At 74.1% G+C, this 20,769-nt stretch carries 19 protein-coding genes; 11 read left to right on the forward strand and 8 right to left on the reverse strand.

Annotated features, from left to right (window positions below; all coding sequences use genetic code 11):
- Positions 1 to 388: 388 nt before the first annotated feature.
- Entirely contained in the window at positions 389 to 1,666 is a 1,278-nt protein-coding gene (locus AMIR_RS13155; RefSeq protein WP_015801457.1) for a hemolysin family protein, read from the forward strand.
- Between the two features lie 96 nt (positions 1,667 to 1,762).
- The gene (locus tag AMIR_RS13160) at positions 1,763 to 1,984 is read left to right on the forward strand and encodes a hypothetical protein (RefSeq protein WP_015801458.1); all 222 of its coding nucleotides are present in this window, start codon (positions 1,763 to 1,765) and stop codon (positions 1,982 to 1,984) included.
- A gap of 58 nt (positions 1,985 to 2,042) precedes the next feature.
- Here AMIR_RS13160 and AMIR_RS13165 read toward each other — a convergent pair whose 3' ends face one another.
- Positions 2,043 to 3,011: a quinone oxidoreductase family protein gene (locus tag AMIR_RS13165; protein ID WP_015801459.1), complete on the reverse strand. Its 969-nt coding sequence runs from the start codon at positions 3,009 to 3,011 to the stop codon at positions 2,043 to 2,045.
- 518 nt (positions 3,012 to 3,529) lie between these two features.
- Between AMIR_RS13165 and AMIR_RS13170 the strand changes: the two genes are divergently transcribed.
- Both AMIR_RS13170 and AMIR_RS13175 read left to right on the forward strand, forming a co-directional pair.
- Positions 3,530 to 4,318, forward strand: a complete 789-nt coding sequence (locus AMIR_RS13170) for an FAD binding domain-containing protein (RefSeq protein ID WP_015801460.1) — start codon at positions 3,530 to 3,532, stop codon at positions 4,316 to 4,318.
- Positions 4,318 to 7,011 carry a molybdopterin-dependent oxidoreductase gene (locus AMIR_RS13175; protein WP_015801461.1) on the forward strand — a complete coding sequence of 898 codons (2,694 nt, stop codon included), beginning with the start codon at positions 4,318 to 4,320 and terminating at the stop codon, positions 7,009 to 7,011. The genes AMIR_RS13170 and AMIR_RS13175 overlap by 1 nt, the downstream gene beginning before the upstream one ends.
- Here AMIR_RS13175 and AMIR_RS13180 read toward each other — a convergent pair.
- Positions 7,001 to 8,434 (reverse strand): flavin-containing monooxygenase, encoded by a 1,434-nt coding sequence (locus AMIR_RS13180; protein ID WP_015801462.1) that lies wholly within the window; start codon positions 8,432 to 8,434, stop codon positions 7,001 to 7,003. The genes AMIR_RS13175 and AMIR_RS13180 overlap by 11 nt on opposite strands.
- A gap of 178 nt (positions 8,435 to 8,612) precedes the next feature.
- Here AMIR_RS13180 and AMIR_RS13185 point away from each other — a divergent pair, with 178 nt between their 5' ends.
- A complete protein-coding gene (locus AMIR_RS13185; protein ID WP_015801463.1) occupies positions 8,613 to 9,203 on the forward strand; it encodes a TetR/AcrR family transcriptional regulator in 591 nt (196 codons plus the stop codon).
- Between the two features lie 339 nt (positions 9,204 to 9,542).
- On the opposite strand, the gene AMIR_RS13190 is transcribed toward AMIR_RS13185, so the two are convergent.
- The 6 genes from AMIR_RS13190 to AMIR_RS13215 all read right to left on the reverse strand — a co-directional run bounded on the left by AMIR_RS13190 (position 9,543) and on the right by AMIR_RS13215 (position 14,176).
- Entirely contained in the window at positions 9,543 to 10,241 is a 699-nt protein-coding gene (locus tag AMIR_RS13190; protein ID WP_015801464.1) for a hypothetical protein, read from the reverse strand.
- Positions 10,238 to 10,792, reverse strand: a complete 555-nt coding sequence (locus AMIR_RS13195; RefSeq protein WP_015801465.1) for a YbaB/EbfC family nucleoid-associated protein — start codon at positions 10,790 to 10,792, stop codon at positions 10,238 to 10,240. The genes AMIR_RS13190 and AMIR_RS13195 overlap by 4 nt, the downstream gene beginning before the upstream one ends.
- Positions 10,789 to 11,286 carry a peptidase M16 family protein gene (locus AMIR_RS13200; protein ID WP_015801466.1) on the reverse strand — a complete coding sequence of 166 codons (498 nt, stop codon included), beginning with the start codon at positions 11,284 to 11,286 and terminating at the stop codon, positions 10,789 to 10,791. The genes AMIR_RS13195 and AMIR_RS13200 overlap by 4 nt, the downstream gene beginning before the upstream one ends.
- 63 nt (positions 11,287 to 11,349) lie before the next feature.
- Positions 11,350 to 12,678 (reverse strand): putative T7SS-secreted protein, encoded by a 1,329-nt coding sequence (locus AMIR_RS35615; protein ID WP_015801467.1) that lies wholly within the window; start codon positions 12,676 to 12,678, stop codon positions 11,350 to 11,352.
- Complete coding sequence (locus AMIR_RS13210) at positions 12,675 to 13,175, reverse strand: hypothetical protein (protein WP_015801468.1); 501 nt, start codon at positions 13,173 to 13,175, stop codon at positions 12,675 to 12,677. The genes AMIR_RS35615 and AMIR_RS13210 overlap by 4 nt, the downstream gene beginning before the upstream one ends.
- Before the next feature lie 236 nt (positions 13,176 to 13,411).
- Positions 13,412 to 14,176 carry a FadR/GntR family transcriptional regulator gene (locus AMIR_RS13215; RefSeq protein ID WP_015801469.1) on the reverse strand — a complete coding sequence of 255 codons (765 nt, stop codon included), beginning with the start codon at positions 14,174 to 14,176 and terminating at the stop codon, positions 13,412 to 13,414.
- Positions 14,177 to 14,386: 210 nt separating this feature from the next.
- On the opposite strand from AMIR_RS13215, the gene AMIR_RS13220 reads away from it, so the two are divergent.
- From AMIR_RS13220 to AMIR_RS13245, 6 genes are read left to right on the forward strand one after another with little or no spacing between them, the layout of a single operon-like run.
- Positions 14,387 to 15,748: an MFS transporter gene (locus tag AMIR_RS13220; RefSeq protein ID WP_015801470.1), complete on the forward strand. Its 1,362-nt coding sequence runs from the start codon at positions 14,387 to 14,389 to the stop codon at positions 15,746 to 15,748.
- The gene (locus tag AMIR_RS13225) at positions 15,745 to 17,448 is read left to right on the forward strand and encodes a dihydroxyacetone kinase family protein (RefSeq protein WP_015801471.1); all 1,704 of its coding nucleotides are present in this window, start codon (positions 15,745 to 15,747) and stop codon (positions 17,446 to 17,448) included. Before AMIR_RS13220 ends, AMIR_RS13225 begins: the two co-directional genes overlap by 4 nt.
- 54 nt (positions 17,449 to 17,502) lie before the next feature.
- Positions 17,503 to 17,985: a ribose-5-phosphate isomerase gene (locus tag AMIR_RS13230; protein ID WP_015801472.1), complete on the forward strand. Its 483-nt coding sequence runs from the start codon at positions 17,503 to 17,505 to the stop codon at positions 17,983 to 17,985.
- Positions 17,985 to 18,758 (forward strand): triose-phosphate isomerase family protein, encoded by a 774-nt coding sequence (locus tag AMIR_RS13235; protein ID WP_015801473.1) that lies wholly within the window; start codon positions 17,985 to 17,987, stop codon positions 18,756 to 18,758. The genes AMIR_RS13230 and AMIR_RS13235 overlap by 1 nt, the downstream gene beginning before the upstream one ends.
- Positions 18,755 to 19,555: a sugar phosphate isomerase/epimerase family protein gene (locus AMIR_RS13240; RefSeq protein ID WP_015801474.1), complete on the forward strand. Its 801-nt coding sequence runs from the start codon at positions 18,755 to 18,757 to the stop codon at positions 19,553 to 19,555. The genes AMIR_RS13235 and AMIR_RS13240 overlap by 4 nt, the downstream gene beginning before the upstream one ends.
- Positions 19,552 to 20,406 carry a phosphogluconate dehydrogenase C-terminal domain-containing protein gene (locus AMIR_RS13245; RefSeq protein WP_015801475.1) on the forward strand — a complete coding sequence of 285 codons (855 nt, stop codon included), beginning with the start codon at positions 19,552 to 19,554 and terminating at the stop codon, positions 20,404 to 20,406. Before AMIR_RS13240 ends, AMIR_RS13245 begins: the two co-directional genes overlap by 4 nt.
- Positions 20,407 to 20,769: the final 363 nt, after the last annotated feature.

The raw sequence follows: 20,769 nt of genomic DNA on the forward strand, positions 1-20,769 counted from the left end.
GATCACCCTTCGTTGAATGAGGGGGCGTGCGCCCAGGTTCCCGCGCAGGTCCGCGCGGTGGCGTCGCCAGGAAATGACGAGGGCGCGCGCGGTGGTATCACGGTCCGATTTCATGATCGATAACGCGGAACGGGCGCGGAACCGCCCCGGTCCGCGCCAGGAATCGGGGAGCGCTCCCGGAGGAATGTAGGGGTGGACCCCGGCGGGAATGCCCGACGCGGTCGTCCGGTTACCGCGCGTGGTCATTCGGGGCGTGCGCCGGGGCCCCGCGCGGGGCCCCGCAGGGGTGCTCGCGACGCGCGCGCGACGGTACGCGCGCACCCTTGGGGAACTAATGGCTACTGCCGGTAGTTTTCCCGTTATTCCGCTTCGGGAGGTTTGGGGTCTGGTGGACGGGTACGGGTTCAACATCGCGCTGGTCGTGGTGCTGCTGCTCTTCAACGCGCTGTTCGCGGGCAGCGAGATGGCGCTCATCTCGTTGCGGGAGGGGCAGCTCAGGGCGCTGGAGCGCGAGGGCGGGTCGGGTGGTCGGACACTCGTGCGGTTGGCCCGCGACCCCAACCGCTTCCTGGCGACCATCCAGATCGGCATCACCCTGGCGGGCTTCCTCGCCTCGGCCACCGCGGCGGTCTCGCTCGCGGCCCCGCTGGTGCCGCTGCTGTCCTTCGTGGGCGGCGCGGCCGACGCCGTCGCCGTCGCGCTGGTCACGATCGTGCTGACCTTCGTGACCCTGGTGTTCGGCGAGCTGGCCCCCAAGCGGCTGGCCATGCAGTACGCGCTGCGCTGGGCCCTGCTCGTGGCCAAGCCGCTGCACCTGCTCTCGACCGTGTCGCGCCCGGTGATCTGGCTGCTGAGCACCTCGACCAACGCCGTGGTGCGGGTGTTCGGCGGCAAGGCCGAGACCGACGCGGAGGAGATGTCGCCGGAGGAGCTGCGCGAGCTGGTGTCCGCGCAGCGCGGGCTCAACAGCGAGCAGCGCATGATCATCAACGGCGCGCTGGAGATCCACGAGCGGCGGCTGCGCGAGGTGTTCGTGCCCCGGCGCAACGTCGTCGTGCTCGACGCGGCGCTCGACGTGCCGTCCGCGCGGGCCGAGCTCGCCGCGTCCGGCCACTCCAGGGCGCCGGTCGCGCGCGGCGGGCACCTGGACGACCTGGTCGGGGTCGTGCACCTGCGCGACCTGCTGTCCGACACCACCCCGCTGGCCGAGCTGGTGCGGGCCGCCGTGGTGTTCCCCGACTCGCTGCGGGTGTCCGACGCGCTGCGCCGGTTCAAGACCGACCACGAGCAGTTCGCGCTGGTCGTGGACGAGCACGGCGCGGTCGACGGGATCGTGACGCTGGAGGACCTGCTGGAGGAGATCGTCGGCGAGATCTACGACGAGACCGACCGCGACGTGATGGCCGTGCGGCACGAGGACGACGGGGCGCTGGTGCTGCCCGGCTCGTTCCCGGTGCACGACCTGGTCGACCTCGGCGTCGAGCTGCCGGGCGCCCCGGAGGGTGACTACACGACCGTGGCCGGGCTGTTGCTGACCGTCCTCGGCCACATCCCCGAACGGGCGGGTGAACGTGCCGAGGTGTCCGGGTGGGACCTGGAAATCCTGGCCGTTGAGCGGCGGGCCATCACCTCGGTGCGGTTGCGCAGGGTCAAGGCGCTGGGCTGATCGAGTGATGTCCGCACTGGTGCGGACAAACCGGAGGTATCGCCCGATACGGTGAGTGTGTCAAGATCGACAACTCTCTGCGAACGGGGATGCGCGGTGGCTTTTTCCTTGGACCTGGACAAGCAGCTCGACAAGGCGTACGAGCAGCTCGGCCTGACCGAGATCCTCGACTCGCCGGTCGCGGCCCTGGCCGGGGTCAGCGAGGCGGCGGGCGAGAAGCTGGCCGCCCTCGGCATCAAGACGGTCCGGGACCTCGGGACCAACAAGTACTTCGCGTTCGCCTCCGCGCTGGCGGAGCTGGAGCGCACCGCCAAGTGACCCCCGCCGGGAGCCCCCGTCGCCGCGCGGGCGACGGGGGCTCCCGCGCGTTGCGGGGTCAGGGGACGAGCAGGACCCGGCCGAAGGCGGTGCGGCCCTCGATGTGGCGGTGCGCGTCACCGGCCCGCTCCAGCGGGAACTCCTCGTCCAGCACGACGGTCAGCTCGCCGGAGGCGACGCGGGCGATGAGGCCCTCGACCAGGGGGCGGGTGCGCGCCGGGTTGTGCGCCATCTCGCCGCCGAAGTACACGCCGTTGATCGAGGCGTTCTTGAACATCAGCGGGCCGATGTTCGGCGGCTGCGCGTCGCGACCGGCCTGGCCGACCCAGCTGATGCGGCCCCGGTAGGCCAGCGCCGCGACGCTGCCCTCCAGGGTGCGCCCGCCCACCGGGTCGACGACCACGTCGACGCCCCGGCCGCCGGTCAGCTCCATGACCCTGGTGACGACGTCCTCGGTGCGGTAGTTGATCGCGTGGTCCAGGCCGTACTGCGCGAGGCGCTCCAGCTTGTCCGGCTGCGAGGCGGTGCCGATGACCGTGGCGCCCGCGGCCTTGGCCAGCTGCACGGCCGCGAGCCCGACGCCGCCCGCGGCGGCCTGGATCAGCACGGTCTCGCCCGCCTGGAGCCCGCCGAACTCGAACAGGCAGTCGTCGGCGGTGCCGAACTCGACCGGGATGCCCGCGGCGAGCTTGAGGTCCAGGTTCTCGGGGACGCGGTAGGCGTTGCCCGCCTGCGCCACGGCCAGCTCCGCGTGCGAGCCGGACTGCATGAACGCCACGACCCGGTCGCCCTCGGCCAGCGAGGTGACGCCCTCGCCGAGCGCGACGACGGTGCCCGACGCCTGGTAGCCGACCACGTGCGGGGTGGACTTGAGCGGCGCGAGCTGCCGGTGCAGCAGGTCACCGCCCTGCACCCCGACGGCGGCCACGCGCAGCAGCACCTCGCCCGGCCCCGGCTGGGGGTCCGGGACGTCCTCGTAGCGCAGGACCTCGGGACCACCGTTCTCGTAGTACACCGCCGCCTTCATGCCTTGCCCCTCTTCGCAGATCGAATGACAACACTGTTACTCAAACACTGTTACCCCTCGGGGACGCGCCGAACCGCCGGGGTGTGGGAAACCGCACGAGTGGGGGGAGGTGGGAATAGGGCAGGGGGAGGGGCGCAGGGGAGGGTGGTGTGCCGCTGCGGGAGGGGGAGCGGGGGTGGGGGGGAGCGGGCGGGCGCTGGTGGGTGCCGGCGGCGGGCTGATCGGGGACGGCCGGCGGGTGTCGGGGTGACCGGGCGCGGCTCGCTGACGGCGGCTGGACGCGGGCGGCGGGCGGCTGGACGCGGGCGGCGGCTGGTGGTCGGCCGGCTGTGGGCGGGTGGCGGGTCCTGGGCGGTGGGCGGGTCTTGCCGTCGGGTCCGGCGGCTGTCGGGTCGCTTCGGGAGACCGCTGCCCCGGTTAGCCCTTCCGGGTGGTCTCCCGCGCTGCTGCGGGGTCCGCGTCCCCCCGCGCAACCTGCGGCGGGTAGACCGGTGTGCCTGTCGGGGTGAGGAGGGGGCGTGGACCTGAGCGGCGTGGTCGAGGTGTGCGACCCGCGTGAGGTGGGGGAGTGGCGCGACGGGGACGTGTGGCTCGCGGGTGGGACGGTCGTGTTCGGGGAGCCCGCGCTGCGGGCCCGGCGGCTGGTCGACCTGACGCGGTTCGGCTGGGCGCCTGTCACCGAACTGGCGGACGGCGGGGTCGAGATCGCCGCCACCTGCACCATCGCGCAGCTCGTCGACTGGGGGCGGGAGCGCGGCGTTCCGCTGGTCGAGCAGTGCTGCCGGGCGTTCCTGGCCTCGTTCAAGATCTGGAACGTCGCCACCGTCGGCGGGAACCTGTGCGCCGCGCTGCCCGCCGGGCCGGTGATCGCGCTGACCGCCGCCCTCGGCGGGGTGTGCCGGGTCGTCCTGCCGGACGGTGGGGAGCGGCTCGTGGCCGACGGGTTCGTCGTCGCCCCCGGTGTCACCCGGTTGGGGCGTGGCAGTTACCTGCGGTCGATCACGGTCCCCGCTTCCGCGCTGCGCGCCAGGACCGCGTTCCGGCAGTTCTCGCTGCACGCCCACGGGCGCTCCGCCGCGCTGGTCGCCGGGGTGCTGGACGACCACCGGTTCCGGCTCGTGATCACCGCCGCCGTGCCCGCGCCGCTGGTCCACGACTTCCCGCGGGTGCCCGGCGCCGCCGAGGTCGCCGACCTCGTCGCGGGCGTCCCCGAGTGGGTCGACGACGTGCACGGCGACCCGGAGTGGCGTCAGCACCTGACCGGGCTGCTCGCCGAGCAGGTCCGCCGCGAACTGGGGGGCGAGTGATGGGGTTCTCCACCAGCGTCAACGGCCACCGCGCCGACCGCGAGCCGCGCCCCGGCCAGTGCCTGCGCACCTACCTGCGCCTGCTCGGCTGGCACGGCGTCAAGAAGGGCTGCGACGCGGGCGACTGCGGCGCGTGCACGGTCCACGTCGACGGCCTGCCCGTGCACAGCTGCCTGTACCCGGCGCTGCGGGCCGACGGCGCCGAGATCACCACCGTCGAGGGGCTCGCGGGCGCGGACGGCGGACCGCACCCGGTGCAGCGGCGGTTCCTGGACGCCCAGGGCTTCCAGTGCGGGTTCTGCACCGCCGGGATGATCATGACCGTCGCCGCGCTCACCCCCGAGCAGGAGGCCGACCTGCCCCGCTCGCTCAAGGGGAACCTGTGCCGCTGCACCGGGTACCGGGCCGTCGAGGACGCCGTGCGCGGCGTGCGCAACGTCGAGGACGCACCGCCCGGCGCGGCCGTCGGCAGCAGCCTCGGCGCGCCCGCCGGACCCGACGTGGTCACCGGCCGGGCCGCGTTCACCGCCGACGTCGACGTCCCCGGCGCGCTGCACCTCAAGCTCGTGCGCTCCCCGCACGCGCACGCCCGGATCACCTCCGTCGACACCGCCGCCGCGCTCGCCGTGCCGGGCGTCGTCGCCGTCCTCACCCACCACGACGCCCCCGCCCGCCGCTTCTCCACCGCACTGCACGAGCTGGTCGAGGACGACCCCGCCGACACCCGCGTCCTGGACGACGTGGTGCGCTTCGCCGGTCAGCGGGTGGCCGCCGTGGTCGCCGAGACCGAGGCCGCCGCCGAGGCCGGGCGCGACCTGGTGGTCGTCGGCTACGAGCCGCTGCCCGCCGTGCTCGACCCCGACGCCGCCCTCGCGCCCGGCGCGCCGCTCGCCCACCCGGACGGCAACGTCGTCGCCCGGCTCTCCGGCGAGGTCGGCGACGTCGAGGCCGGGTTCGCCGAGGCGGACGTGGTGTGCGAGCGGGAGTTCCGCACCCAGCGGGTGCAGCACGCCAGCCTGGAGGCGCACGGCGCGGTCGCCTGGTTCGAGGACGACCGGCTCGTGGTGCGCTCCAGCACGCAGACCCCGTTCCTGGCCCGCAGGCTGCTGTGCGCGCTGTTCGACCTGCCGCTCGACGCGGTGCGCGTGCAGGCCGGGCGGGTCGGCGGCGGGTTCGGCGGCAAGCAGGAGGTGCTGGTCGAGGACGTCGTCGCACTGGCCGCCCTCGCACTGCGCCGCCCGGTCCGCTTGGAGCACACCAGGTCCGAGCAGTTCACCGCCACCACCGTGCGCCACCCGTTCACCGTGCGGGCCCGGCTCGGGGCGCGCGCCGACGGCACGTTCACCGCGCTGCGCCTGGACGTCGTCTCCGACACCGGCGCGTACGGCAACCACGGGCCCGGCGTGCTGTTCCACGGGTGCAGCGAGTCCGTGTCGGTGTACCGGTGCGCCAACAAGAAGGTGGAGGGCGTCGCGGTGCGCACCAACACCGTGCCGTCCGGGGCGTTCCGGGGGTACGGGCTCGGGCAGGTCACCTTCGCCGTCGAGTCCATTGTGGACGAGGTCGCCGAACGGCTCGGGCTCGACCCGCTGGACGTGCGCGAGCGCAACCTGGTGCGGGGTGGGGACGTCCTGGTCACCGCGCTCGGCGCGGAGGAGGACCTGCACATCGCCGGGTACGGGCTGGACCAGTGCCTGCGGCGGATCAGGCGGGTGCGCGCCGAACCCCTTCCCGAGGCGCCGCCGGGCTGGCTGGTCGGGCAGGGCTCGGCCGTGTCGATGATCGCCACCACCCCGCCGCGCGGGCACCACGCCGACGCCACCGCGCGGGTGCGCCCGGACGGCGGCTACGAGATCGCCGTGGGCACCGCCGAGTTCGGCAACGGCACCACCACCGCGCACCGGCAGCTCGCCGCCGACGCGCTCGGCACCACCGTCGACCGGATCTCCGTGCGGCAGGCCGACACCGACGCCGTCGGCTACGACACCGGGGCCTTCGGGTCCACCGGGCTGGTCGTCGCGGGCAAGGCGGTGCTCGCCGCCGCCGAGCAGCTCGCAGACCGGGTGCTGGGGTTCACCGCCTCCCTCGCCGGGGTCGGGGCTGCGGCGTGCGCGCTCGACGTGGAGGCCGTGCTGGTGGACGGGAAACCCCTGCCGCTCAAGGAGGTGCACGCCGCCGCCCGCGCCGCCGGGGTCGAGCTGGCGGGCAGCGGCAGCTTCGGCGGCACGCCCCGGTCGGTCGCGTTCAACGCCCAGTGGTTCGCCGTCGCCGTCGACCCGGACACCGGGGAGGTCCGGGTGCTGCGCAGCGCGCACGCCGCCGACGCCGGGCGGGTGGTCAACCCGCTGCAGTGCCGGGGGCAGGTCGAGGGCGGGGTGGCGCAGGGGATCGGCGCGGCGCTGTTCGAGGAGGTGCTGCTCGACGCCACCGGGGCGGTCGCCACCGACGTGCTCCGCCGCTACCGGGTGCCCACCTTCGCGGACGTGCCCAGGACCGAGGTGTGGTTCAGCGACAACGGCGACGCCTACGGGCCGCTCGGGGCCAAGTCGATGAGCGAGAGCCCGGTCAACCCGGTCGCGCCCGCGCTGGCCAACGCCCTCCGCGACGCCACCGGGGTCCGGTTCACCCGGCTCCCGCTGCGCCGCGACCGGGTGTGGGCCGCGCTGCGCGACGCGCGGGGGATCACGCCGTGAACACCAGCGCCCCGTCCGCCACCGGGCGGTGCCGCAGCGACACGATGTCCGGCAGGTAGCCCTTCACCGGCTTCCACGGCCCCTCCGCGCCCGCCCTCGGGAACTCGTGCACCGACCGCAGCACGTACCCGGCGGAGAAGTCCAGCAGCGGCCGGGTCGGCATCCCCGCGTTGTCGGTGTGCGGCGCGCACCTGCGGTAGCCGTGCTCGGCCATGTGCCGCAGCACCCGCACCAGGAACTCGCTCACCAGGTCGGCCTTGAGCGTCCACGAGGCGTTCGTGTAGCCGACCGTGAACACCAGGTTCGGCACGTCGCTGAGCATCGTGCCCCGGTACACCAGCTTGTCCGGCAGGCTCACCGGCTCGCCGTCCACCACCAGGTCGATCCCGCCCAGCGGCAGCAGGTTCAGCCCGGTCGCCGTCACCACCACGTCGGCGGGCAGCTCCCGGCCCGACCCCAGCTCGATCCCGGTGCGGGTGAAGCGGGTGATCCGGTCCGTCACCACGGACGCCCGGCCGCTGCTGATCGCGGTGAACAGGTCGCCGTCCGGGGCGATGCACAGCCGCTGGTCCCACGGGTCGTAGCGCGGCGCGAAGTGCTCGCGCACCGGGTAGTTCGCGGGCAGCCTGCGCGCGACGTCCTTGAGCAGCAACCGCTTCACCAGCCCCGGCGCCCGCCTGCTCAGGTGGTACAGGCCGGAGCTGAGCGCGATGTTGCGCCACCGCACCAGCCCGTGCCCGCCCACCCGGCGCAGCGCCCGCGCGAGCCGGTCGTCGTTCGGCAGCGAGGCGACGTAGCTGGGGGAGCGCTGGAGCATCGTCACGTGGCCCGCGCTCGGGGCCAGCGCGGGCAGCAGCGTGATCGCGGTCGCCCCGCTGCCGATCACCACCACCCGCTTGCCCGCGCAGTCCAGGTCGTCCGGCCACTGCTGCGGGTGCACCACCTTGCCGCCGAAGTCCTCGAGTCCGGGGAAGTCCGGCCGGTAGCCCCGGTCGTAGCGGTAGTAGCCCGCGCACAGGTGCAGGAAGTCGCAGGTGAGCACGACCGGTTCGCCGTCGTGCTCGGCGTGCACCACCCAGCGGTTGTCCCCGCTCGACCATTCGGCGCGGGACACCTTGTGCCGCAAGCGGATCCGGTCCGTGACGCCGGAGCGCGCGGCGGTGTCGCCCAGGTAGTCCCGGATCGCCCCGCCCGGCGCGATCGACTCGGGCAGCGACCACGGGCGGAACCGGTAGCCGAGGGTGTGCATGTCCGAGTCCGAGCGGACGCCGGGGTAGCGGAACAGGTCCCACGTGCCGCCGAGGGAGTCCCTGGCCTCCAGCACCGCGCACGAGCGGTTCGGGAAGGCGCGCAGCACGTGGTGCGCCGCGCTGATCCCCGAGATGCCCGCGCCCACGATCAGGACGTCCACGTGCTCGCTCATCTGAGGGCCTCCCCGGCCGCTTGGTACACCTGCGTACCCCGCAGCGGACGGTACGCGCGGTGTGGTCCGGGCCACAAGGTCGTGACTGCGGGGTCCGACTGCGGGGTCCGACCGCGGGACGTGACCGCGGGGGCGCGTCCGTGGCGACGGCTTGCCCGCGCCCGATAACGTCAGGACCGTGACGACCACCGGCGCGACGGGTGCGGGTTTCCGGAGCAGGCTGCTGCGGGCGCTGGCGGAGGGCATCGCCGAGGACGGCTACCGGCGGACCACGGTCGCCGACGTCGTGCGGCGGGCGCGGACCTCGCGGCGCACCTTCTACGAGCACTTCGCCGACAAGGAGGCCTGCTACGCGCGGCTGCTCGCCGAGGCCAACCAGCGGATCATCGTCCGGATCACCGAGGCGGTCGACCCGCGCGCGCCGTGGGAGGAGCAGGTCAGGCAGGCGGTCGGGGCCTGGCTGGACGCGGCGGGGGCCACGCCGGAGCTGACGCTGAGCTGGATCAGGGACCTGCCGTCGCTGGGCGCGGCGGCGCGGGCGCTGGAGCGGGAGGTCACCGACCACTTCGTGGTGATGGTCCAGCGGTTGTGCGACACCGAGGAGCTGCGGGCGGCGGGGCTGCGGCCGGTGGACAAGCAGTGGGCGACGATCCTGATCGGCGGGCTGCGGGAGCTGATGGCGACCGCGGTGGAGGAGGGGCGCGGGCTGGAGGCGCTCGCGGAACCGGCGGCGGAGGCGGTGATCGCCCTGCTCGGGCCCCGGCGGTGACGTCGTCCGGGTCCGCCGCCGCGAAGAGCCCGCCCCGGAACCGCCTCCCCCGGTGCGCGCCCGCCACCGCGACCAGGGCCTTCAGCGCGGACGGCTCGGGCTCGACGCCGGGCAGCGGGTGGTTCCGCCGCTCGTCGAGCAGCCTGGCCGCGTGGGTGTCGTCCCCGGTGACCTGCCGGCCCGGTCCAGGACGCGTCCGACGGCCACGCCTCCGCGTCGCCCTCGGCCAGCACCCGCGGCAGCACGACCACCCGCCTCCCCGGCCGCCGGGCGCGGCCGATCGGGAGCACAGCAGGGGGCGGGCTCGCGCGCACGGCGGGCCAGCCGTCCGGGTGAAGGTCAGGACCACACGTGCCGGGGGATCGCGTCGAGCAGGTCGCAGTAGGTGTCCAGCACGCCCGCGACGTCCCTCAGCTCGCGGTAGGACGGGAAGCCGCCCAGCCAGGAGCCCCGGACCCAGAAGCCCCGGTGCCCGGCGCCCAGCAGGCGCGCCACCACCTCCGGGGTGAGCACCGCCCTGGCGAACGCCTCGTCGAAGCAGGTCACCCGGTACTCCCGGTCGAACTCCGGGTGCCCCAGCAGGAACACGCCGGGGGCGATCGCGGCGTTGATCCGGTTCGACAGCGCGCTCCCGCGCGCCACGCGCAGCGTCGGCCTCGGGGCGGGCAGCTGGACCCACAGGTCCCGCTCGTCCACCCACCTGGTCTGGGACGTGTTCTCCCTGCGGGTGACGGCGAACCGGACGAGCGCGAAGCGGCGGCCCCGGTGCTCGCCGGTCAGCACGTCCCTCGCCCTCCTCGCCCGCACCACCGGCTGCGGGCCCAGCAGCACCGGCGCCAGCGGGACGTGGCGCTCCAGCTCGTGGTGCACGCCCACCCAGCGGTCGTCGCGCTCGCGGAACTCCCAGCCGTGCTCGCGCACCTGGCGCAGCAGCTCGGCCCGCTGCGCGCGCCTCGCCCGCAGCGCCGACCCGACCACGACACCGGTGAGCAGCGCCGACCCGACCAGCGCGATCGTCACGGCCCAGAACGGGCTCACCAGGACGCCTGGCCCAGGACGCTGCGCTCCCCCAGGTCGTCGTCGGGGCCCGGAGCGGGGCGGCGGGCGGGCCGGGGCTGCGGGGTGGGGGAGTCGGCCCGCTCCGGCACCGGGCCGGGGGCGGTCACCGGGGCGGCGGGCCGCGGGGTGACGGGCGTGGGGCCGGGGTCGCGCGGGGGGAGGTCGCCGAACAGGGCGGCGTCCTCGGCCAGCACGCGGTCCAGCAGCCCGGTGTCGCCGAGGCTGCGCCGCACCACCTCGGCCTGCGCGCGGTGCGCGTCGGCCTGGGCGCGGGCGATCGTGCGGGTGACCAGCGCGGACAACGCCGCCGGTGCGGTGGTGGCCACGGCCGCGTCGAACACGACCGAGCGGACCGCGCCACCCGGTTCGGCGACCACGGTCACCACCCCGCCGTCCGAGGTGGCGGTCCCGGTGACCTCCGCCAGCTCCTCGGTCATCCGGCGGTAGTTCTCCTCGCGCGCCTTCGTCCCGCGCGCGGCCAGGTCGATCGCCTCGATCCTGGCGGTCAGGCGCCTCGCCCAGTCGGTCACGGCCGCCCTCCCGCTGCCCGGTCGGGCTCGATGGTGGACACGAACTGCCGGAACTCCTCGACCACGGACTCGAACCGCTCCAGCGTGGACGTCAGGATGACCCGCAGCACGACCACCCGCGACGGGTCCTCGCCGCCGCGCATCCCGATCAGCACCTGGCTCTGCACCAGCTCGGTGGTCTTCCCCTTGAGCACGGTCTGGACGCGCAGCGTCTGGGTCAGCGCCGGGCTCTCCTCGGTGCCGACCTCGGTCCGCTGACCGACCTGGAGCCTGCCGACGCCCTCGCGCAGCCGCTCGACGGCCTCGTCGGCCAGCTCCGCCAGCGACCTGGTCTCGAAGTCGCCGGTGACGCTGATGTTCGGGGTGAACCCGTCGATCGCGGGCGGGCGCAGCGCCACGAACGCGGCGCCGGGGGAACCGACCTCGTCCGGCGGCGCGGCGATCCAGCCCTGCGGCAGCGCGAACGCGATCGGCACGGGGATGGTGGTGGCCATCTGCTTGCTCCTCCTAGGCGTGGACCCGTGGTCCACCGTGGACTTGATCGTCGGCGGGCGCCGCTAGAACAGATCGCCGAAGAACCTCGTCACCTGCTTCCCGGCATTGTCCACGGCGCCACCGACCGCGCTCAGCCCGTCACCGATCGCGCCCGCCGCGTCGGCCACGGTCGACACCACGGCCTTCGGGTCGACGGTGAAGTCGAACCCGAGCTTGCCGCCGAGGCCGAGCCCGGCGCCGAACGAGCCGCCGACGTGGAACTTGCCGTCCGGTCCCAGGCCGAGCTGGGCGTCCGCCGTCAGCCCCACGCCCGCCCACGCCTCGGCCGTGCCGCCGACCCCGATGCCTGCGACCTCCACGCCGCCCTCGGCCTTGGCCCGCGCGCCCGCGAACGCGTCCACCCTGGCCTGCGCGCCCGAGGCGTTGAGCGTGAACTCGCCCGAGCCCGTCGCGCCGACGTAGCCGGTGGCGCTGCCCGACGCCGAGGCGTGCTCACCCGCCCTGACCTGGCCGGACGCCTCCAGCTTCGCCAGGTACGCCTCGGCGCTCGCGGTCGCGGTGATGCCGCTCGCGCCCCACTTGGCGTCGGCCTGCGCGCCCGCGCCCAGCACGTCGACGCCGTACCGCCCGTCGCCGGAGAAGAGGCCGTCGTCGAACGACCCCTCGCCGTCGACGCCCCAGACCCTGGCCTCGGTCGCGCCGGACCACTCGCCGGTGGGCACGTCGACGCCCAGCCGGTCGAGCAGGGCGGCGACCCCCTCGGCGAAGCCCTCGTTCAGGCCGGGCGCGGCCCCGTCCCGGAACTTCCCGGAGTGCTCCTGCTTCCAGTCCGGGTTCAGCCCGTCGCCGAACTCCCGCCCGCCGGACCTGGTGCGCCTCCCGTCCGAGCCCTCGGTCAGGCCGAGCTTTTCGGCGGCCAGCCCACCGGCCTCGGCCAGCTCGGCCTGCGCGGCCCGCAGGACGCGCTCGGCCTCCTGGAACACCCCGGCCGCCGGGTCGACGAACGTGCCGACCAGGCCGCTGGCGATCTGCGCCAGGAAGTGCGACCGGGCCAGGCGGGAGAGCGCTTTCGCGGCGGCGTGCAGCTCGATCGCGCGCTGCGCCTCGGCCTGCGCCCACACCAGCTTCGCGGCGTAGTCGGCCAGCGCCTCGCCGCCCTCGCCCAGCTCCTCGACGGCCGCGAGCCACCGCGGCGGCTCCTCGCCGAACGCGCCCCGGAACGCCTCGGCGGCCTCGCCCGCCCACCCGGCCACGTCGATCGCCCCGAGGTCCGCGCCGGTGCCGGACACCGCCCGCACGCCCTGGACCAGCAGTCGAAGGTCGGCGCCGATCGCCTCCGGAAGGCCGGGGACCAGGTCGCGGGGATCGCTGGTCCGCCCGAGCGCGCTCACCGCCGACCACCGCCGAGCCTGCGCCCGATCCGGCCCTCGGCGGCGGTGGACGCGCCGACCGCGCCCGAGCCGACCGCGCCGGTGGTCGCGCCCGCGACGTCACCGACCGCGCCACCCGCGACACCACCCGTGACGCCCGACCCGACCGCGCCGCCGCTGATCCCGCCGGTCACGCCCGACCCGACCGCGCCGCCCGCGATCCCGCCGTGCCCGTCGACCGCCCGCATCCGCGTCGAGACCTGGTGCTCCTGCTCGACGTACGCGCCCGCGGTCGTCTCCAGCCTGCGGCCGTGCTCCTCGGCGCGCTCCCGCAGCTCCTTCACCCGCAGGACGGCCCGCTCGATGAAGTCGGCCCAGCCGGCCTGCACGCCCGCGTGCCCGTAGTCACCCGACGGCGGGCGCCAGTGCGGGCCGACGACGCCGTCCACCGCGCCGCCGATGCTCTTGGCCGTGCCCCGAAGCTCGTCGGGCACGCTGCGGTAACCCCCGCCGGACATGTCGCTCCACAAGGATGTGCTCAGGCGTGAGCGGGCTTCCCCCCTGCGCTACGCCTCGCAGGTCCCGTTGGCCTGTTTTCGTTCTATCAGGCGACACCTGCGCGTGTGAGCGGTTTCGTGTGGATAGTCCACAGTGGATCAAAGTGGGGGTTCGGCCCGGTCGGAGCGGTGGTGCGCGTGGTGCCGGTGGGGCGGGTGTGGCGGGTGTGACGCGGGGGTCACCCGGACGGGCGGATTCAGGCGTCGCCCGCCCGCGCGCCCCCGGACGGCAGCGAGCTGCTCAGCCGCAGACCCGCCGTCGTCATGTGCGCGGCCATCGCCTCGGCGGCGGCCTGCGGGTCCCGCGCCCTCAGCGCCTCCAGCACGCGGCTGTGCTCCTGGATCGACAGCTCCGCGTGCGGCCGGTCGCGCAGGCCGCGCTCGACCCACACCCGGATCAGCGACCGGATGCTCTGCAGCAGGTGGTGCAGGACCTCGTTGCCCGCGATGTGGCCGATGTCCATGTGGAACATCATGTCGGCCTCGACGAACCGCTCCAGGTCGTCGACCGAGGCGCGCATGGTGTCGACGTACCCGCCCAGCCGCGCCAGCTCCTCGTCGCCGACCCGGCTCGCGGCCAGCCGCACCGCGTACGTCTCCAGGCCGTGGCGGACCTCGATCAGCTCCTGGGTCTGCGGCTCGCCGAGCATCAAGCCCCAGCTCAGCGTCTTGGGCAGCAGCTCGGAGGCGTCGCCGCGCAGGTACGTGCCGGAGCCGGGTTTGACCACCACGACGCCGAGCAGCTCCAGCGCGGCCAGCGCCTCGCGCACGGCGGAGCGGCCGACGCCGAGCGCCGAGGCCAGGGCGCGCTCCGGGGGGAGGCGCTCCCCGGCGGACACCCCGCCCTGGGTGAAGTGGGCGAGGAGCGCCTGGGCGACCCCGGCGGCGAGCGAGCCACCGGTGTGGACGTCGCCGATGGCCTCGGGGAGACCGGTGATGGGGTCCTTGGAAAACGCGGGCACGTGGTGATCCTAGTGAATGCCGCGCTACAGAATTGTTACCGGTTAACCGGTCAACCGGTTGACTGGTTGACCGGTGCGTGGTGATACTTCACGGCAACACGAAGGCGCCGCCGCCGAGCCGAGGGTCGACGCAGCGGTCGCCGCACCACAACGAGCAAGTCCTGTCCGCAGGCTTGACAGTGGTGTCAGATGCCCATGCGAGGAGTCACTGTGGACACCAGCACGGCTACCGGGGCCACACCGGTCACCGCAGTCGAGAAGTCAGCGATCCGCAAGGTCGCGATGCGCCTCGTTCCGTTCGTCGCGCTCATGTTCTTCATCAACTACCTGGACCGGACGGCCATCGGCTTCGCCGCGCCGAACGGGATGAACTCCGACCTGGCGCTCACCGCCGCCCAGTTCGGGTTCGCCTCAGGCATCTTCTTCCTCGGGTACATCGTGCTGGAAGTGCCCAGCAACATCGCCCTGCACAAGTTCGGCGCCCGCCGCTGGCTGGCCCGCATCATGGTGACCTGGGGCATCGTCGCCGTCCTGTTCACCTGGGTGCAGAACTACACCCAGCTCGCCACCCTGCGCTTCCTGCTGGGTGTCGCCGAGGCGGGCTTCTTCCCCGGCGCCGTGCTCTTCCTGAGCCTGTGGGTCCCGGTGCGCTACCGCACCAGGATCCTCGCGCTGTTCTACCTGGCCCAGCCGCTGACCACGGTCGTCGGCGCCCCGCTCGCGGGCTGGCTGATCCAGCAGCACGACGTCTTCTTCGGCCTTGAGGGCTGGCGCTTCATGTTCCTCGGCGTCGGCGCCCCGGCGATCATCGTGGGCGTCATCGCCTGGTTCTACCTGGCCGACAGCCCCAAGGACGCCAAGTGGCTGACCAAGGAGGAGCAGGACTGGCTGACCACCGCGCTCTCCAAGGAGGACGCGGGCAAGGGCCCCCAGAAGCACCACGGCCTCAAGGCCGCTTTCGGCTCCGGTCGCGTGTGGATGCTCTCGCTGATCTACTTCGGCTTCATCTACGGCCTGTACACCCTGGCGTTCTTCCTGCCGACGATCATCTCCGGCTTCCAGGAGAGCGCGGGCGTCACGTTCGGCCTGATCGAGCGGGGCCTGATCACGGCCATCCCGTACGTCCCGGCCGCGATCGTGCTCTACCTCTGGTCCCGCGACGCCACCAAGCGCGGCGTCAAGACCTGGCACATCTCCATCCCCGCCGTCGTCGGCGCGGTCTCCATCCCCCTGGCGCTGTACGCGGGCTCGCCCGCCGCGACCATCGCCGTGATCACCGTGACCGCCTGCGCGATCTTCGCCGCGTTGCCGAACTTCTGGTCGGTCCCGACCCAGTTCCTGTCCGGCGCGGCGGCGGCCGCCGGTGTCGCGCTGATCAACACCGTCGGCAACATCGCGGGCTTCGCCGCCCCGTACATCACCGGCGCGATCCACGACGCCACCGGCGCCTACACCGTCCCGATGTTCGTGGTCGGCGGGTTCATGCTGCTCTCCGCGATCCTGATGGTCGTGCTCGACCGCCGGGGCCGGACCGCCACGACCGCCGCCCCCCTGGAGGAGAAGTCCGCATGACCCGGCTCCGCAACGACCCCGCCGAGTTCGCCGACCAGCTGGTCGACGGCTTCGTGGCCGCCAACGCCACCCGTGTCCGCCGGGTACCCGGTGGGGTCGTTCGGGTCGCCGAGGGCGCGCCCGGCACCGTCGCCATCGTCACCGGTGGCGGCTCCGGGCACTACCCCGCCTTCGGCGGCCTCGTCGGGACCGGCATGGCCCACGGCGCGGCGATGGGGAACGTGTTCGCGTCCCCCTCCGCCCGCCAGGTCCGGTCGGTGGCCAGGGCGGTCGACAACGGCGCGGGAGTGCTGTTCGTCTTCGGCCGCTACGCCGGTGACGTGCTGAACTTCGGCCAGGCCGAGCAGCGCCTCATCGCCGACGGCATCCCCAGCCGCACGGTCCCGGTCACCGACGACGTGTCGGTGGCCGACCGGGAGGACCCCGCCACCCGGCGGGGCCTCGCAGGCGGCCTCGCGGTGATCAAGCTCGCCGCCGCGGCGGCCGAGGCCGGTCTGACCCTGGAGCAGGTGGCCTCGGTCGCCGAGCGCGCCAACGCCCGCACCCGCACCATCGGCGTGGCGTTCAGCGGCTGCACCCTCCCCGGCGCGTCCGAACCGCTGTTCACCGTCCCCGAGGGCCGCATGGCCATCGGCATGGGCGTGCACGGCGAGCCCGGCACCGAGGAGCAGGACGTCCCCAGCGCCGACGAGATGGCCGCCATCCTGGTCCGCAAGGTCCTGGAGCACGCCCCCATCGCGGGCCCCGCCCGCGCGGCGGTGCTGCTCAACGGCCTGGGCGCGGTCAAGTACGAGGAGCTGTTCGTCGTCTACCGCGAGGTGGCGCGACTGCTCGCCGAGGCCGGGATCGAGCTGGTCGAGCCCGAGGTCGGCGAGTTCTACACGAGCTTCGACATGGCAGGGCTCTCGCTCTCGCTGGTCTGGCTGGACGAGGAGCTGGAGGGGTACTGGCGGGCTCCCGCCGACTCGCCCGGCTACCGCAAGACCCCCTCGCCCGCGGCGAGCGCCGACCCCGCCGCGGGCGAGGCGGCCCACCTCGACCTGGAGGAGGCCATCCCGGCCGCCACCGACGCGTCGAAGGCCGCCGCCAAGCGCGCCGCCGCCGCCATCGAGGCATCCAGGATCGCGATCGACGAGGCCGCCGACGAGCTCGGCCGCATCGACGCCATCGCCGGTGACGGCGACCACGGCATCGGGATGCAGCGCGGCATCACCGCCGCCGCTGCCGCCGCCGCCCGCGCCGTCGACGAGGGCGCGGGCCTGGGCACCACGCTCCGCATCGCGGGCGACGAGTGGGCCGACAAGGCAGGCGGCACCTCCGGCGCGCTGTGGGGCGTCGCCCTGTACGCGGCGGGCAGCGCCTTCGGCGACGACGAGCCCCGCGACGCGGCCAAGGCCGTGGCCGCCGCCGTCGACGCGATCCTCGGCCTCGGCGGCGCCGAGGTCGGCGACAAGACCATGGTCGACGCGCTGGTGCCCTACCGCACCGCGTTCGCCGACGCCGTCGCCTCGGGCGACGCGGACCCGTGGACCACCGCGGCCCGCGCCGCCGACGCCGCGGCCAAGGCCACCGCGGACCTCAAGCCCCGCATGGGCCGGGCGCGCACCCACGTGGAGCGCAGCCTCGGCACGCCCGACGCGGGCGCGATCTCCTTCGCGCTCGTCGTCACCACCGTCGCCGGGGTGCTCGCCGCCTCCTGACGGGGGCAGCGGGCACGGGCGCGACACATCACCACCCGTTCGAGAGGACCACGCATGACCGCGCAGCTCCGGATCGTCGTCGGCTCCGACGACGCCGGCTTCGAGTACAAGGAAGCCCTCAAGCGGGACCTGGAGGCCAGCGGCGCCGTCGTGTCCGTCGTCGACGTCGGCGTCGACCCCGACGGCCACACCCCGTACCCGGCGGTCGCGGTCTCCGCCGCCGAGATGATCGCCAGGGGCGAGGCGGACCGCGCGCTGCTGGTGTGCGGCACCGGCCTCGGCGTGGCCATCGCCGCCAACAAGGTGACCGGCGTGCGCGCCGTCACCGCGCACGACAGCTTCTCCGTCGAGCGCGCCGTGCTCAGCAACAACGCCCAGGTGCTGTGCTTCGGCCAGCGCGTCGTGGGCCTGGAGCTGGCCCGCCGCCTGGCCCGCGAGTGGCTGGAGTACCGCTTCGACGAGGGCTCGGCCTCCGCGCAGAAGGTCGCCCTGATCACCGAGTACGACGAGGGCCGCGAGACCGCGGGGACGCGCTGATGCCAGCCCCCCGCCCGCGCGTGGCGATCGGCGTGAGCCTGAAGATGTACCTGGGCCCGCGCCGCACCCGCGAGTGGTTCGACGAGGTGCTGTCCCTGGCCGCGGACCACCCGGCGCTCGCCTCCGGGACCGCCGAGCTGTTCGTGCTGCCCACGTTCACCGAGCTGGCCGCGCTGGTCGCGGCGGCCGGGGACACCGGGATCGCGGTCGGCGCGCAGGACCTGTCCTGGGAGGACCAGGGCGCCTACACCGGCGAGGTCAGCGGCGTGGCGCTGCGCGAGATCGGCTGCCGGTACGTCGAGGTCGGCCACGCCGAGCGGCGCAGGCTGTTCACCGAGGACGACCGGATCGTCGCCGCCAAGCTCGCCGCCGCGCTGCGCAACCAGCTGGAGCCGGTGCTGTGCGTCGGCGAGCCGGTGCGCGGCACGGTCGAGCACGCGGTGGAGGTGTGCCGCGCGCAGCTCGCGTCCGCGCTGGTCAACTCCGCCAGCCTGCCCGGCCCGATCACCCTGGCCTACGAGCCGGTGTGGGCGATCGGCGCGGCCGAGCCCGCCCCGCACGAGCACGTCCGCGCGGTGTGCGCGGCGCTGCGCGGGGACGTGGCCGGTCGGCCCGGCAGCCGGGTCATCTACGGCGGCAGCGCCGGGCCCGGCCTGTACTCCGCGCTCGGCGGCGACGCCGACGGGCTGTTCCTCGGCCGGTTCGCGCACGACCCCGCCGCGCTGCGCCGGGTGCTGGACGAGGTCGCCGAGGTGGAGGGGGTTCCGGCGTGAGCATCGGGCTGAGCACCTACGCGTTCTTCTGGCAGCTGTCCTCCCGCGTGGAGAAGCCGCTGACCCTGGTCGAGGTGGTCGACAAGACCGCCGAGCTGGGCGTGGGGCTGCTCCAGATCTGCGACCACCCGGCCATCGAGGACTTCGACGCCGAGCAGCTGCGCGCCCTGCGCGCCGCCGGTGACGCGGCGGGCGTGGCGTTCGAGCTGGGCACCAGGGGCCTGCGCCCCGAGCACCTGCGCCGCTACCTGGACATCGCCGACGTGCTGGGCGCGAAGGTGCTGCGCAGCATGGTCAACACCGCCGACCACCGGCCCACCCCGGACGAGGCGCTGGCCGACCTGCGCGCCATCGCGCCGGAGCTGGCCGAGCGCGGCGTCGACCTGGCGCTGGAGACCTACGAGCAGGTGTCCACCGCCGCCCTGGTCGAGCTGGTCGAGGGCGTCGACCACCCGCGCGTCGGCATCTGCCTGGACCCCGCCAACACCGTGGCCGCCCTGGAGCAGCCGAGCGCGGTGGTGGACCGGTGCGCGAAGCACGTGCTGAACGTGCACTCCAAGGACTTCGCGTTCACCCGCAGCGAGGGCTGGGTGGGCTTCCAGCTCGCGGGCGCGCTCATGGGCGCCGGGCTGCTCGACTACGACCACCTGCTCGACCGGGTCCGCCCCGACGAGCGCGGGGTCAACCAGATCGTCGAGCACTGGCTGCCCTGGCAGGGCGACGAGGACGCGACCCGCAAGACCGAACAACTGTGGACCGCGCACAGCGTGGACTACCTGAGGAGCACACGACCATGACCGAGAACCTGACCATCGCCGTCATCGGAGCGGGCGGCAAGATGGGTATGCGCGTGTCGAACAACCTCGCGCGCACCTCCCACACGGTCTTCTACAGCGAGAACTCCGAGCCCGGTCAGGTTCGGGTCAAGGACGCGGGCCGCGAGGTCACCGACACCGCCGAGGCCGTCAAGGACGCCCAGGTCGTCATCCTCGCCGTGCCGGACATCGCCCTCGGCCCGGTGTCCGCGCAGGTCGTGCCGCAGCTCAAGTCCGGCGCCATCGTGCTGACCCTGGACCCGGCCGCCGCGTACGCGGGCCTGCTGACCAAGCGCGACGACGTCGAGTTCGTCGTGGCCCACCCGTGTCACCCGTCGGTGTTCCTCCAGCGCAAGACCCCGGAGGAGGTCGCCGACACCTTCGGCGGCATCGCCGCCGCGCAGGACGTCGTGGCCGCCATCGAGTCCGGCGACGAGGCGGCCAGGGCCGTCGCCGCCGAGGTCATCCGCACCATGTACGCGCCGGTCATCGACGTGCACTGGGTGACCGTCAAGCAGCTGGCGTACCTGGAGCCCACCCTCGTCGAGACGGTGGCCTGCATGGTCGGCGCGCTGCTCAAGGAGGCGCTGGAGGAGACCGTCAACACCGTCGGCGTCCCCGAGCCCGCCGCCCGCGCCATGCTGCTCGGCCACGTCCAGGTCGCGCTCGCGAACACCCTCAAGGGCGACAACCCGTTCTCCGACGCGTGCCTGATCGCGATGGACTACGGCCGCGAGACGATCGTCAAGGACGACTGGAAGAAGATCTTCAACGACGGCGAGCTCGACGCCGTCATCGCGAAGATGCTGCACCTGGACAAGGTCCAGCACTGAGCTGGGCCAGCACTGAGCTGGGCCAGAGTTGAGCCAGGCCAGAGGGGAAGACGCCGGCGCGGTCCTGCGGGGACCGGCCGGCGCCCCCGGTCCCCGTCCCGGTCGACCGTCGAGCGCTGCTCCGGTCGAGTCCGGGTGATCACCGGAACGCCTGACCGCAATTGTGCGGCGAATTGTTTTCCCTCGGGACTTTCGGCCCCTTTCCGCTATCTCGCGTCCCGCCGGGCGCAATCCTGTGATTGCATGTCCTCCCATGGGCGGTAGTGCGCGTGGGGGAGGGTGGTGTGGGCGAGCCGGTTCCACCGGCATGGGCCGCGTGGGGTAAGTCGTCGCAGGTCCTGGGCTGGTCCGGGGAGGCGTTGG

Source organism: Actinosynnema mirum DSM 43827 (assembly GCF_000023245.1).
GTDB lineage: Bacteria > Actinomycetota > Actinomycetes > Mycobacteriales > Pseudonocardiaceae > Actinosynnema > Actinosynnema mirum.